The sequence below is a fragment of the Azospirillum sp. B21 genome, from assembly GCF_008364825.1.
In the GTDB taxonomy this organism is placed as follows: Bacteria; Pseudomonadota; Alphaproteobacteria; order Azospirillales; family Azospirillaceae; genus Azospirillum.
Genome location: NZ_VTTO01000010.1, coordinates 19,353 through 32,728, shown reverse-complemented (window position 1 = coordinate 32,728; position 13,376 = coordinate 19,353). Strand labels below are relative to the sequence as shown.

Genomic DNA, 13,376 nt, shown 5'->3' with positions numbered 1-13,376 from the left:
GGTCGAGGCCAAGGCCGTGCTTATCGACAATGCCGGGAAGGGAAACCGCATGTTCATCGCGATGAACCGCTTCAAGGTCCGCCACGGGGCGGAACAGGATTTCGAAGAGGTCTGGCTGAACCGTGAGGTCCATCTGCACAAGGTTCCGGGATTCGTGGAATTCCACATGCTGCGCGGACCCGACCGGGACGAATACAGGCTTTACTCCTCCCACACCGTCTGGGACTCGGAAGCCGCGTTCCAGGATTGGACGCGGTCGGAGGCCTTCCGCGCCGCCCACGGCAAAGCCGGCACCAGCAAACCCCTGTATGTCGGGCCGCCGGAGTTCGAAGGGTTCGAAGTCATCCAGACCGTGCCGCGCAATCCGGACGCCTGAACGCATATCGGTCCGCCACACCATTCGCCGGGAGGGAATCCGATGCTGGAACTGGTCATCGATCAACGCCGAAAGAGCCTGGGCGGATTCGAGGTGGGGCGGGTGCTGCCCTTCGTTCAGCGGCGGATGGTCGGCCCCTTCGTCTTCTTCGATCATATGGGGCCGGTCGATTTCCAGCCGGGCCTGCCGCGCGACGTCGACGTCCGTCCCCATCCGCACATCGGGCTGTCCACCGTCACCTACCTGTTCGAGGGCGAGATCATGCACCGCGACAGCGTGGGCTCCGAACAGGCGATCCGGCCGGGCGAGGTGAACTGGATGACAGCCGGCCGCGGCATCACCCATTCCGAACGTTTCGAGCGCGCCCGGATGGAGGGTGGACGGATGCACGGCATCCAGGCCTGGGTCGCCCTGCCCGAAGCGGATGAGGAGACCGACCCCGCCTTCTGCCATTACGGCACCGGCGACCTGCCGGTCTTCGAGCAGGGCGGCGTGCGCGGCCGGCTGGTGGCGGGCGAGGCGTTCGGGGCCAGGGCGGGGGTGAAGACCCATTCACCGCTGTTCTACATCCACTGGGATCTCGCCCCCGGCGCGCGGGTGGAACTGCCGGCGAATGGATGGGAACGGGCAGCCTATGTGGTGGAGGGAACGGTGGAGGTCGAGGGGCAGGTGTTCGAGGCGGGCCGGATGGCCGTATTCGGCTCCGGCCATCCGGCTGTGCTGACCGCGTCCACCCACTCCATCGTCATGGCCATCGGCGGCGAACCGCTGGGGCGGCGCTTCATCGACTGGAACTTCGTGTCCTCGTCGAAGGAGCGGATCGAGCAGGCCAAGGCCGACTGGCGGGCCGGACGGATGAAGCTGCCGGACCTCGACGACGGCGAGTTCATCCCGCTGCCGGAAATGCCGAAGCCGCCGCCCAACCCGATGTCGTGAGGGGGAAGCGGGCAGTGGCAAGGCATTACGGCATCGGGTCCTATCGGCTGATCGGTTTAAAGCTGAACCAAGCCGGCATGGTGCCCTTGCCCAGTCCTGGAATGTCGTAATCGGCGGCGAAGCGCGCCATCGCGTTGTTTTCGAGTTTGAAGCCGGCGGAGAAGAGCCGTTCGGCGGCCGCCATCTCATCGTCGCTCTGGATCTTGTTGGTCGTTGCGCTGTTCTCGTGATCGTCCTCGCCGAAATCAAGATCGGCGAAGCGATTCGCTTTGCTTGTGAAGACCGCCCCCATCAAAGAGCCCTCTTCTTCGGAGAACCGCAGCTTATCCGATTTTCCAAATCCCTTGAGGCGCTCGGAGATCGAGCGGTGCATGGCGCTGACTTCTTCCTGGCTGACCGATCCGCTTTTCCGGGCTTCACCCAATCGGTCGAGATCCTCGAGCGCCGCCTGATGGTCTGGATTCTCGGCGGCTTTCGCCGCTGCGGCGTTCTGTTCGCGCAGTACCTTCATGCGTTCAGCCATCTGCTGCTCTTCAGCACTATGGCCGCTCTCGGTTGTAAAGCGATTGAACAGCGCATTCTTCGCCAGGGATCGCAGTCCCTTCACTGCGTCATCCGCCGACACGCGGCCGGATTCGACGAGGCTTTCCAACTGCTTCTTGCTGTCTGCGTCGAGATGCTCGAAGGCTTTCGCCGCCATGCCGGTCAGCGCCTTGCCAAGCTTGCTCACCGAAACCGTATCGCCGGCCGAAGTTGCCGGTGCGGCCGACGAAGGGGAGGGCGCTGCCTTGTTGGAAAACAGTTGAGACGCATTGGTTGTACCGGTCTTGCCGGTCAGCGCCGCCCAGGCGTTGCTGTAAACGCTCTGCACCATCTCGCACCCCCGACTTTGCGTGGCGATGCGATCACCATAGCGCAAGTGAGGGTATGAGTCAAAATTACGCGGGATTTATAACGATATTTCCTCCACCGCCGCGAGCAGCGGTGGAGGCGTCAGCCGACATCAAACGTGAAAGCTCTCGCCGCAGCCGCAACGGCCCTTCTCGTTGGGGTTCTTGAAGACGAAGCCGGTCTGGAACTTGTCGTCGACATAGTCCATCTCGCTGCCGATCAGGAACATGACGGCGGCCGGGTCGATCAGGATGGTGACCCCCTTGTCCTCCACCACCTCGTCGAACTTCATCTTCTCCTTGGCATACTGAACGTCGTAGCTGAGGCCGGAGCAGCCGCGCGCCTTTACGCCGATGCGCAGGCCGACCATGTCGTCGGTGGCCTTGGACATCAGCGCCTTGACGCGCTCCGCGGCGGCGTCGGTGATCGTGAGCGCCTTGGGCAGGGAACGGGCCATGGTGACGGTCTCCTAATACTGCTCAGAACATATCCAGTTGCAGGCGGGCTTCCTCGGACATCATGCCCTGGTGCCAGGGGGGCTCCCACACCAGCTCGATCTTGACCTCGTTGACGTCCTCGACGCCCAGCACGGCCTGACGGACCTGCTCGGGCAGTTCGCCGGCCACCGGACACATGGGGCTGGTCAGCGTCATATCAATCTCGACATTGCGCTGGCCATCCATGTCCACACGGTAGATCAGGCCGAGTTCCCAGATATCGACCGGGATCTCCGGGTCATAGCAGGTCTTGATGGCCGCCACGACGCGATCCATGATCTCCTCCCGCGGGTCGTAGCCCTCGGGCGGCTTGGGCATCGGGGCGAACTCCTTGGAGTCGGCGTCAGCCTCCGCGGCGGCCTGCGCCTTCAACTGCGCCTCGGCTTCCGCCGGATTGGGGGCCATCGGGCGCTGCGTCAGGGCTTCATCGGGCATTTCGATCCCCCTCCGTCAAAACTGGTCGCTGGAGGCCGCAGCCTCGCCGTGGAGAGCTGCGTTCATCGCGTGCCAGGCCAGCGTCGCGCACTTCACCCGCACCGGGAACTGGCGCACGCCGGACATCACCATCAGCTTTTCCATGGTCTCGTCATCGACACCCTCGGGGATGTCGGGCTCGTCCTGGGTGCACAGCTCGTGGAAGGCGTGGAACAGTTTCTCCGCCTCCGCCGCCGTCTTGCCGCGCACCAGCTCCGTCATCATCGAGGCGCTGGCGGTGGAGATGGCGCAGCCGCGGCCCTGGAAGGCCACGTCGTCCACCACCCCGTCCTTCAGGGTCAGATAGACCATGAAGCGGTCGCCGCACATCGGGTTCTCGCCCTTCGCCTCGCGATTGGCGTCGTCGGGATGGCGGAAGTTGCGGGGATTCTTGCCGTGATCCAGGATCACTTCCTGATACAGCTCGCGCAGATCGTCCATCATGCTCCGAAGAACTCCTTGACCGCCTGGAGGGACTGGACGAGGGCGTCGGCCTCCTCCCGGGTGTTGTACAGGCCGAAAGAGGCACGGACGGTCGGTCCGACGTCAAAGCGCTCGGCCAGCGGCTCGGCGCAATGGCGGCCGACGCGCACGGCGACGCCATACTGGTCGACGATGGTGCCGACGTCGTGCGGGTGCACGCCCTCCAGCGCGAAGGAGATGATCGGCCCCTTGCCGGGCGCGGTGCCGACGATGCGCAGGCCGTCGATCTGCGACAGCTGCTGCGTCGCGTATTGCAGCAGGTCGTGCTCATGCGCGGCGATGGCGTCGCGGCCGAGAGCCTCGACATAGTCGATGGCGGCGCCCAGCCCGATCACCTCTGTGATCGGCGGGGTGCCGGCCTCGAAGCGCGACGGCGGCGCCTTGAAAGTGGTGCCTTCGAAGCTGACGCTCTCGATCATGTCGCCGCCACCCTGGTAGGGGGGCATCTTCTTCAGGAGGTCGTACTTGCCGTACAGCACGCCGAGGCCGGTCGGGCCGTAAAGCTTGTGCGCGGTGAAGACGTAGAAGTCGGCGTCGATGTCCTGCACGTCCACCGTGCCATGCACCACCGCCTGGCTGCCGTCGAACAGGACGGGTACGCCGCGCTCATGCGCCAGCTTGGCGATGGTCTTGGCCGGGGTGACGGTGCCCAGCACGTTGGAGCAGTGGGTGATCGCCACCAGCTTCGTGCGGTCGGACAGCAGGTTGCGGTAGGCATCCATGTCGAGGACGCCGTCCTCGTCGCAGGGCACGACCTTGATGACGATCTTCTTCTCGGCCTGGAGCAGCTGCCACGGAACGATGTTCGCGTGATGCTCCATGATCGACAGGATGACCTCGTCGCCTTCGTTGAGGAAGGTCCGGCCATAGCTGCTGGCGACGAGGTTGATCGCCTCGGTCGAGCTGCGGGTGAAGACGATGCAGCGGTCGTTCGGCGCGTTCAGGAAGCGCGCGACCTTGGCCCGCACCGCCTCGAACTGGTCGGTCGCGGTCTGCGACAGGAAATGGACGCCGCGATGGATGTTGGAGTAATCCTCCTCCAGGAAGCGGGTCATGGCCTGGATGACCTGACGCGGCTTCTGGGCGGACGCCCCGCTGTCCAGATAGACCAGCGGCTTGCCGGGCTTGCCCTTCCTGGCGTGGACGCTGCGGGCGAGGATGGGAAAATCCTCCCGCACCCGCTGCACGTCGTAGGCTTGGTTCAGGATGGCATCGGACATGGTTACTTCTGCTCCTCCAGCCAGCCGGCGATGATCCCCTGGAAGGCGTCGCGGATCGACTCCTCGGCGATTTCCTCCAGCGATTCCGACAGGAATGCGCCGATCAGCAGGCCCTGGGCGGTGTCGCGGTCGATGCCGCGGGCGCGCAGGTAGAACAGCGCGTCGTCGTCCAGCTCGCCCGCGGTGCAGCCGTGGCTGCACTTCACGTCGTCGGCGTGGATTTCCAGTTCCGGCTTGCTGTCGATCTCGGCGCCGTCGGACAGCAGAAGCGCCCGGTTCAGCTGGTAGCCGTCGGTCTTCTGCGCATCCGGGCAGACGGTGATCTTGCCCTGGAACACCGCGCGCGCCGTGTCGTCGATGACGCCCTTGTAGACCTCGCGGCTGGTGCCGTTGGGCTTGGCGTGAACGATCACCGTGGTGGTGTCGGCATGCTGGGTGCCGCGGACCAGATAGCCGCCGCTGACATGGGTCCGCGCCTCGGTGCCGTCCAGGCGGCTGACCACCTCATTGCGCGACAGCTTGGCGCCGGTCGTCAGAATGAAGTTGTCGTAGCAGCCGCCGGTCGCCACAGTCGCCGCGATGTGCGACAGGTGGATGGCACCGCCGCCTTCGCGCTGCGACTTGTAATGGTGCAGCGTGGCGCCTTCGCCGACGAACACCTCGGTGACGTGGTTCGACAGCGTGGTGCCGTCGCCGCGGCCGACATGGTGTTCGACCACCACCGCCTTCGATCCGGCCTTCGCGATCAGTAGGCTGCGCGGATGGCAGGAGGTCGCCTGCGCTTCGGTCCCGACGGAGACGAAGACCAGCTCGATGGGACGCTCGACCTGGACGCCGGCCGGCACATGCAGCACCGGGCCGTCGGCGAGGTAGGCGCTGTTCAGCGCCACCAGCGGGCGGTCGTCCGCCGCGGCGAGGCGGCCGATATGGTCGGCCAGCAGCTCGCCATGGGTGGACAGCGCGGCGGCGAGGCTCAGCAGCTCCACGCCCGGCGGCAGTCCCTCGACCGACGACAGGTCGGCACGGAAGCGGCCGTCGACGAAGACCAGACGCGGACCGTCCTGCCCCTCGGCCCGGACGGTCGGCAGCAGGTCGATGGTGGCAGCCGCCGGGGCGGCCGGCTGGAAGCTGACCTTGGCGAGGTCGCGCAGGTTGGTGTAGCGCCAGCTCTCGTTCTTGATCGTCGGCAGGCCGACGGCGGCGAAGCGCTCACGGCCGGCGGCGCGCAGCTCGGTCAGCCAGGACAGGCCGCTGCCGGGCAGGCCGGCGCCCATCTCGTCGAGCGGTGCCAGGAAGGCCGGCGCCGTCGCCGGGTCGGCGCCCCGCGTCGAGTAGGTCATGGAATGCAAGCGGGAGTTGGCTTGGGTGTTGGGGGCCGTCATCACGCCGCCTCGCTCGCGCCGAAGTCGCGGTAGCCGTTCTTTTCCAGCTCCAGCGCCAGTTCCTTGCCGCCCGACTTCACGATGCGGCCGGCTGCCAGCACATGGACATAATCGGGAACGATGTAGTCGAGCAGGCGCTGATAGTGGGTGATGACCAGCATCGAACGCTCCGGCGAGCGCAAGGCGTTGACGCCCTCGGCCACAATCTTCAGCGCGTCGATGTCGAGGCCGCTGTCGGTCTCGTCGAGGATGGCGAATTTCGGCTCCAGCACCGCCATCTGCAGCGTCTCGTTGCGCTTCTTCTCGCCGCCGGAGAAGCCGACATTGACCGCGCGCTTCAGCATCTCGTCCGACATGCCCAGCGCCTTGGTCTTGGCGCGGATCAGCTTCAGGAACTGCATGGCGTCCAGTTCCTTCTCGCCGCGATGCTTGCGGATGGCGTTGATCGCGGTCTTGAGGAAGGTGGTGTTGCCGACGCCGGGAATTTCGACCGGATACTGGAAGGCCAGGAAGACGCCCTCGGCCGCCCGCTCTTCCGGCTCCATCGCCAGCAGGTCCTTGCCGTAATATGTGACCGAACCCTCCGTGACCTCATAGCCGTCACGGCCGGCCAGCACGTAGGACATGGTGCTCTTGCCGGCGCCGTTCGGCCCCATGATGGCATGGACCTCGCCCGGGCGGATGGTCAGGTCGACGCCCTTGAGGATTTCCTTGCCGTCCACGGTGGCGTGCAGGTTCTTGATTTCGATCATCGTCTTCGCCTCGTTGTCTTCTTCAGGCTTCCGGCACGCCGTCCGGTGGCTTCACTCTGTCCGCCGCCTCTCCACGAGGGAGAGAGGAGGGCACGCTCTTACCCCACGCTGCCTTCCAGGCTGATGCCCACCAGCTTCTGCGCTTCCACGGCGAACTCCATGGGGAGTTCCTTCAGGACCTCCTTGCAGAAGCCGTTGACGATCAGGGACACCGCGTCCTCTTCCGAGATGCCGCGCTGACGGCAGTAGAACAGCTGGTCCTCGCTGATCTTGGCCGTCGTCGCCTCATGCTCGATGCGGGCGGAGCGGTTGCGGCTCTCGATGTAGGGGACCGTGTGGGCGCCGCACTTGTCGCCGATCAGCAGGCTGTCGCACTGGGTGTGGTTGCGCGCGCCCTCCGCCTTGGGCAGGATCTTCACCAGCCCGCGATAGGTCTGCTGCGCCTTGCCGGCCGAGATGCCCTTCGACACGATCGTCGAGCGGGTGTTCTTGCCGATGTGGATCATCTTGGTGCCGGTGTCGGCCTGCTGGAAGTTGTTGGTGATGGCGACCGAATAGAACTCGCCCACCGAATTGTCGCCCTGCAGGATGCAGCTGGGATACTTCCAGGTGATCGCGGAGCCGGTTTCCACCTGCGTCCAGGAGATCTTGGAGTTCCTGCCGCGGCAGGCGCCGCGCTTCGTCACGAAATTGTAGATGCCGCCGACGCCCTCGGCGTTGCCGGGATACCAGTTCTGGACGGTGGAATACTTGATGGTCGCGTCGTCCATCGCCACCAGTTCCACCACCGCGGCATGCAGCTGGTTCTCGTCGCGCTGGGGCGCCGTGCAGCCTTCCAGATAGCTGACGTAGGCCCCCTCGTCGGCGATGATCAGCGTGCGCTCGAACTGGCCGGTGTTGGCCTGGTTGATGCGGAAATAGGTCGACAGTTCCATCGGGCAGCGCACGCCCTTGGGGATGTAGACGAAGCTGCCATCGGTGAAGACCGCGCAGTTCAGCGTCGCATAATAGTTGTCGGTATAGGGCACGACCGAGCCGAGATACTTCTTCACGAGTTCCGGGTGCTTCTGCACCGCCTCGGAGATTGCGCAGAAGATGATGCCCATCTCCTCCAGCTTCGCCTTGAAGGTGGTGGCGACCGACACGCTGTCGAACACGGCATCCACGGCGATGGCCGGGCTCTTGCCCTCCGACCCCTCGACGCCGGCCAGGATCTCCTGCTCACGCAGCGGGATGCCCAGCTTCTCGTAGGTCTTCAGCAGTTCCGGATCGACCTCGTCCAGCGACTTCGGACCGGCCTTCTTCTTCGGCGCGGCATAGTAATGCGCGTCCTGATAGTCGATCGGCGGGAAGCTGACGGCGGCCCATTGCGGCTCCTCCATCGTCTGCCAGACGCGGAAGGCCTTCAGGCGCCATTCCAGCAGCCACTCCGGCTCCTCCTTCTTGGCGGAGATGAAGCGGACGATGTCCTCGTTCAGGCCCTTCGGCGCGACGTCGGCCTCGATGTCGGTCGTGAAGCCGTACTTGTACTTCTGCTCCGTGACGGCGCGGACCTGCTCGACGGTTTCCGGTTGGGCGGCCATGGCTTTGCCTCGTCCTTCTCAAGAATGCTGTTCGGTGCGCGCCGTTCAGTGCGCAGGGCGGGCCGGCTGGGCGGCAGTGGAAGTCGTTGCGGCTGCCGGGGCCGGGAAGGTGATGGGGGCCATCATGTCGGCCAGCGTCACCTCCTCCAGCGCGTTGCGGATGGCGCGGTTCACCTTTTCCCAACCGCCGCGCATGGGGCAAAGTTGCTCCACGCCGCATTGGCTGTCGGCGCCGTCGACGCAGGCGGTCAGCGCGATGGGACCGTCGAGCGCCGTGATGATTTCCGCAATGGAGATTGCATCGGCCGGGCGGCTCAGCGCATAACCGCCGGCGGCGCCGCGTTGCGAGGTGGTGAGCCCCGCCGGGGTCATCGCCTTCATCAGCTTGGCGACGGTCGGGGCGGGCACGCCGGTGCGGTCGGCCAGATGGGCGACGGTATGGACCGCACCCACCTGCCGCGCCATCTCGCTCAACACGACGATGGCATAGTCGGTCAGCTTGCTCAGCCGGATCATGACCGCACCCCGTTTCACCCCGGTTTCGAATACAGGACCAATTTAGTCCTGATTGAACCGGGGGGCAAGGGGCGTTTGTCGATTAAAGTGCAGGGTTTCCGCGGCTTTGGCGCGTGCGCATGGCTGACGCGCCGGGAATACCCATCAAGCCTGCTTGGTTATAACGCCGCTCCATACATCACGCTACAACCAAGGCGGCGCAAAATGGAGATGGTGCGGCCGTTTGCCGCGCCTGGAGGCAAAAACGGAAAACCCCGCGCCGAAAGGGCGCGGGGTCGGTCCGATCCAGCCGGGAAGCGGGATCAGCCCGGCTTCTTGACTTCCTCGCGGGCGGCGTTGGTGGCTTCCGAAACGACCTCGCGGACATCCTCCTTGGCCGACTCGACGACGGTCTGGGCCGCGGCCTGGGCGGCGCGGGTGCCGCGGTCGAGCGCGTCCTTTGCGATCGCCCTGGCGCGCTCGGTCGCTTCGTCGGCATACTCGCCGACCCACTGCTTTTCATAGCGGGTGCCCGGCAGGGCGGCGCCGATGGCCGCGCCCAGTGCGACACCCATGACACCGGCGACGATCGGGTGGTCCTCCACCAGATCCCAGAAGCCGGTCGTCATGTCGTGGGCACGGTGGCGCAGATGATCGGTCGACGGCGCCATGGAAGACAGGCGTGACATGCCGCGGCTGGCGTAGCCCTGCGATTGCCGCTGGCCATGGATGTCGCCCCGGCCCGACACATGATCGTCGTCCGAACCGCCCATCATCCCGCTGACGGTGCCCGAAGCGCTGTCGTAGGCCGACCCGACCGCGCCCGACGCGCTGTCATAGGCGGAACTGGCGGCGCTGCGCACGCTGTCGGTGGCGCTGCTCAGCGACTCGCGGGCATAGTCGACGGCGTCGCCCATGCGATGGCGGGCGGAGCGGACCGTGCTGGACCGGGCGATGCGGCGGTCGTAGCCGGTGCTGGACAGGGCGAGCCAGCCCAGCCCGATGCCGACCAGGGCGAGAGGGATCGGGTTGCTGGTGACGCTGCTCAGCATCGAGCCGTCCGAAGCGGAGCGCGAACGCGACCCCTTGTAATGGACGGTCTGGCCGCTCTCGTAGCGGTCGGACTGGTGCTGGTGGGAACGCTGGGACGGGGTTTCCGGCGTCGCCGGCGTGTAGGTGTGCTTCATGGTGTTCTCCATCAGGGATTGGGGCGACCACCGCGCCAGACTGTCGCGCAGACGTGAGGTGCGGTCGCGCAGCGCATCGACGGTGCCGCCGATGCGCGCGCGGCTGGCGCGGATGTCGCCCTCCAGGGCGTCGAGGTCCTGTTGCCCGGCTTCGGGATTGCGTTTGTCGTCCGTCATCGGCCGGCCCCTAGCGGGCAAGCTGGGACTTGGCCCAACGCTTGTCCTCGTCCAGCGTGTTCATGGTGCGGCGGGGGCGGAGGTTGGCGGGGCTCAGCCGGTTCTTGCCGACGTAGGCCAGGATGCCGCCCACCGCCAGAACCACCACGCCGACGATCAGCGCGGACAGCCACGGGGCCAGGACGTTGGACAGGCCGAGAACCGCAGCGGCAAGCAGGACCAGAACGCCGGCGAAGGCGACCAGTCCGCCGACGGCGATGAAGGCCACGCCGCCGGCGGCCTCGGTGGCCTTGTCGGTCAGCTCGGCCTTCGCCAACGCGATCTCGGATCGGGCGAGGTTGGCGGATTCGCGGGCGAGATCGGCGAACAGGCCGGCGAGCGGCCGGTCCTGCCGCGGATCCCGCGGCTCGTCATAGCGGTTCTCGGCGGCGCTCATGGACGCTGTCCCTGCGGCTTGGAGGTGGAGGAGGCGGTGCCGGCGGTGTTGCCGGTGCCGCTGACGCCGGTGGTGCCGGCATTCACGGAGCTGCCGGCGCTGCCGGTCGTCCCCGTCACGCCGGCCGGCGTGCTGACCGTGCTGGTGCCGAGCGCCGTATCGGCCGACGGCGACGCGGCGCGGCCGGTGACGGAGGCCGGAGCGGTCGACAGCGGCATGCCGATGCGGCCGGCGGCAGCCGGCTTCGGCTCACCCAGGCGCTCCGCTCCGCGCTCTGACTCCATGCGGCCGGCGAGGCTGCCGGTGTTGACGCTGGAGGACCCGGTGGTGGGGGTGTCCGCGCTGTGGGACGGGGTGCCGCGACTGACGGATTCGGCGATGCCGCCGGCCATGCCGCGGCTGGGATTGCGGTCGGAGTCGCGGTTCATGTCGCGGCCGCGGTCGCGGCTCACGTCATACGCGGGGCTTCGGGTGCTCCGCACGGACTGCGACGGGTGGGCGTTGCCGCGCAGCGAGGTGGAGGCGCGGTGCATCCGGCGCTCGCCAGAGCTCTTGATGAAGCGCGCAGCCAGGAAACCGACGGCGAAGGCGGCGCCGATGAACACCTCCGGCTGGCGGCGGGCGAAGCCTTCCACCTCACCGACGATGTCGTCGACCGTGGCGTCGCGCAGCATGTCGGCGACGCGCTCCACACGGTCGGCCGCCTGCACGGCGTAATCGGCGACCACGCCGCCATTCTCCTGATGCAGCTGCTCGGCGGCCTTGTGCAGGGCGTTGGCGACGCCGCCCAGCTGGTCGGCGGCGCGGCCGGTCTGCTGTTCCAGCAGCGAACGGATGCGGCCCTGGGCCTGGCCCAGCGTTTCGCGACCGGTCTCCATGGCATCGTCGGCGGCGCGGTTGACGGTCTTCTTGATGTCATCGACGCTGCCGCGCCCGCCCGACAGGGTGTTGGCGGTGGTGGAGCTGCTGCCGGCGGTCGAATGTCCAGTGGTGGAGCCGGTCGGGGTCGTTCCGCCGGTGCCGGTCATGTCGCGGTTCGGCATCGTGTCTTTCCTCCTCGGGATTCCGGTATTCCGCGGCTCCGCGCCTGCGGTTTCGCACCGCCCGTTGCGGAATCGGGTGTCGGGAAGTGAAACACCAGCCAAGCCTTGGGGTTCCACGCGAGGCCTGCGCGAAATGGACAGTTGCCGCGATTGTGCTAAACTTTGCCGCGAACAACTCGGTTCGGCCGGGCCGGAGGGTGGCGGCATGAGCGTCTTCAGCGTGGTGGCGGACGGCCAGTCCGGCCTTTTCCGGCTGCAGCAGGCGAAGAAGCCCTGGGAGAAGGAGCTGGAGGCGAAGGACGCCCAGGGCCAGCTCGCCCAGAAGGCGGAGCGCGCGCAGGCACTGACCCAGCCATCGGCCAAATGGCAGAGCGACAACTCCGCCGCCAGGGCCGCCTTGGAGGAGGCGCGTCGGGTCGGCGGGCCCAAAGAGGCCGCAGCTGCCCGGCTGGAGCAGGTCGAACGCAAAATCGAGCAATTGAAGCTGGCGATGCGCATCGCCCAGGGCGATGCGCAGAAGCTGGCGGCCTTGGCGCGCGAAGCCGCATTGCTTGCACGCGAGGCCGGACGCGCTGCCAAGGAGTACGGCGCCGGCATCAAGGCGGCGGCGGAACTGGGTCTGCCCGGCGACAGCGCCGCCGCGGCCGGCGGAACGATGCTATCCAGCGAGACCACCATCACGCGCAGCACCACCAGCCTGACCCTGCAGCAGACCGAGCTGACGCTGACCATCGGAATTTCCACGGGGGAGGGAGTTCCGGCCCAAGGCGTTGGCCAAAGCGCTGCCGAGACAGCTGCCGACCTGATGGCAGCCGGTGCCGCGGACGACGCCGAGTCCGGGCTTGCGATTCCGCAGGACGGCGCGCTGCCCGACGACATTGCCCGGCTGGTCGAGGATGTTCTGTCCGGGCTGGGTGCCGGCGGGCTGACCGGAACCGGTGGAGGGGCCGGCGGAGCATCCGGCGCCCGCGGCCCGATGATCCAGCAAATGATGGCCGACAATACCATGAAGATGTCACGCTACCGCGAGGCCGATGCTTTCGGCCAGCGGGTGGAGGGGGTGCTCGCCACCTCCAAGCGCATCATCGGCGAAGCCAAGGCCGCCAACATGCTGGACGAGTCGGAAAAGCGGAGGCGCGAGCGGCGGGAAGGCTTCAAGGCCGACGACAAGATGGTCGAAGCCGCCCAGAAGGAGGTCAATGCCCTGCGTGCCGCCGCATTCGGGTTAGGCGAGTCCCTTGGCGTGGCCGGGCTGCTGGGCGGCGGCGATGCCGACGCGGCGGAGATCCCAGGCATGTCATCGGCGGTCGCCTCCGCTGTGCAGCCGGCTGCGGCAGTCGATATGCTGGCCTGACCGAGCCCGGCGGACACCAGCCGCCTGCTACCATTTCTCCATACGCTGCGGTGCGACATTGTGTTGACCGGCTCGCGCGGAAGACGCGAT

15 protein-coding genes are annotated in these 13,376 nt (G+C 66.8%); 3 read left to right on the top strand and 12 right to left on the bottom strand.

The genetic code is table 11. The features are described from left to right. Positions 1 to 49: 49 nt before the first annotated feature. Together FZ983_RS21965 and FZ983_RS21960 are read left to right on the top strand one after the other, a co-directional pair. Complete coding sequence (locus FZ983_RS21965; RefSeq protein WP_149225620.1) at positions 50 to 376, top strand: antibiotic biosynthesis monooxygenase; 327 nt, start codon at positions 50 to 52, stop codon at positions 374 to 376. A 42-nt stretch (positions 377 to 418) separates the two neighbouring features. After that, complete coding sequence (locus tag FZ983_RS21960) at positions 419 to 1,312, top strand: pirin family protein (protein WP_149225619.1); 894 nt, start codon at positions 419 to 421, stop codon at positions 1,310 to 1,312. Between the two features lie 40 nt (positions 1,313 to 1,352). Here the strand turns inward: FZ983_RS21960 and FZ983_RS21955 are convergent, their stop codons facing one another. The 12 genes from FZ983_RS21955 to FZ983_RS21900 form a co-directional block, all read right to left on the bottom strand. After that, on the bottom strand, positions 1,353 to 2,186 hold the full coding sequence (locus FZ983_RS21955; protein WP_149225618.1) for a hypothetical protein: 834 nt from the start codon (positions 2,184 to 2,186) through the stop codon (positions 1,353 to 1,355). Between the two features lie 129 nt (positions 2,187 to 2,315). Next, entirely contained in the window at positions 2,316 to 2,660 is a 345-nt protein-coding gene (locus FZ983_RS21950) for an iron-sulfur cluster assembly accessory protein (RefSeq protein WP_109865217.1), read from the bottom strand. Between the two features lie 22 nt (positions 2,661 to 2,682). Beyond that, positions 2,683 to 3,135 (bottom strand): iron-sulfur cluster assembly protein, encoded by a 453-nt coding sequence (locus FZ983_RS21945; protein WP_149225617.1) that lies wholly within the window; start codon positions 3,133 to 3,135, stop codon positions 2,683 to 2,685. Positions 3,136 to 3,150: 15 nt separating this feature from the next. Next, on the bottom strand, positions 3,151 to 3,618 hold the full coding sequence (gene sufU / locus FZ983_RS21940) for a Fe-S cluster assembly sulfur transfer protein SufU (protein ID WP_149225616.1): 468 nt from the start codon (positions 3,616 to 3,618) through the stop codon (positions 3,151 to 3,153). Beyond that, entirely contained in the window at positions 3,615 to 4,877 is a 1,263-nt protein-coding gene (locus tag FZ983_RS21935; RefSeq protein WP_149225615.1) for a cysteine desulfurase, read from the bottom strand. The genes sufU and FZ983_RS21935 overlap by 4 nt, the downstream gene beginning before the upstream one ends. Before the next feature lie 2 nt (positions 4,878 to 4,879). Beyond that, complete coding sequence (sufD, locus tag FZ983_RS21930) at positions 4,880 to 6,259, bottom strand: Fe-S cluster assembly protein SufD (RefSeq protein WP_247883906.1); 1,380 nt, start codon at positions 6,257 to 6,259, stop codon at positions 4,880 to 4,882. Further along, a complete protein-coding gene (sufC, locus tag FZ983_RS21925) occupies positions 6,259 to 7,011 on the bottom strand; it encodes a Fe-S cluster assembly ATPase SufC (protein ID WP_149225614.1) in 753 nt (250 codons plus the stop codon). Before sufC ends, sufD begins: the two co-directional genes overlap by 1 nt. 98 nt (positions 7,012 to 7,109) lie before the next feature. Further along, positions 7,110 to 8,594 carry a Fe-S cluster assembly protein SufB gene (sufB, locus tag FZ983_RS21920; protein WP_149225613.1) on the bottom strand — a complete coding sequence of 495 codons (1,485 nt, stop codon included), beginning with the start codon at positions 8,592 to 8,594 and terminating at the stop codon, positions 7,110 to 7,112. Positions 8,595 to 8,639: 45 nt separating this feature from the next. Beyond that, a complete protein-coding gene (locus tag FZ983_RS21915; protein ID WP_149225612.1) occupies positions 8,640 to 9,110 on the bottom strand; it encodes an SUF system Fe-S cluster assembly regulator in 471 nt (156 codons plus the stop codon). A 302-nt stretch (positions 9,111 to 9,412) separates the two neighbouring features. Then, positions 9,413 to 10,453, bottom strand: a complete 1,041-nt coding sequence (locus tag FZ983_RS21910) for a hypothetical protein (RefSeq protein ID WP_149225611.1) — start codon at positions 10,451 to 10,453, stop codon at positions 9,413 to 9,415. Between the two features lie 10 nt (positions 10,454 to 10,463). After that, complete coding sequence (locus FZ983_RS21905) at positions 10,464 to 10,889, bottom strand: phage holin family protein (protein ID WP_149225610.1); 426 nt, start codon at positions 10,887 to 10,889, stop codon at positions 10,464 to 10,466. Then, on the bottom strand, positions 10,886 to 11,932 hold the full coding sequence (locus FZ983_RS21900) for a hypothetical protein (RefSeq protein ID WP_149225609.1): 1,047 nt from the start codon (positions 11,930 to 11,932) through the stop codon (positions 10,886 to 10,888). Before FZ983_RS21900 ends, FZ983_RS21905 begins: the two co-directional genes overlap by 4 nt. Before the next feature lie 205 nt (positions 11,933 to 12,137). On the opposite strand from FZ983_RS21900, the gene FZ983_RS21895 reads away from it, so the two are divergent. Next, positions 12,138 to 13,286: a hypothetical protein gene (locus tag FZ983_RS21895; protein ID WP_149225608.1), complete on the top strand. Its 1,149-nt coding sequence runs from the start codon at positions 12,138 to 12,140 to the stop codon at positions 13,284 to 13,286. The last annotated feature ends 90 nt before the right edge of the window (positions 13,287 to 13,376 follow it).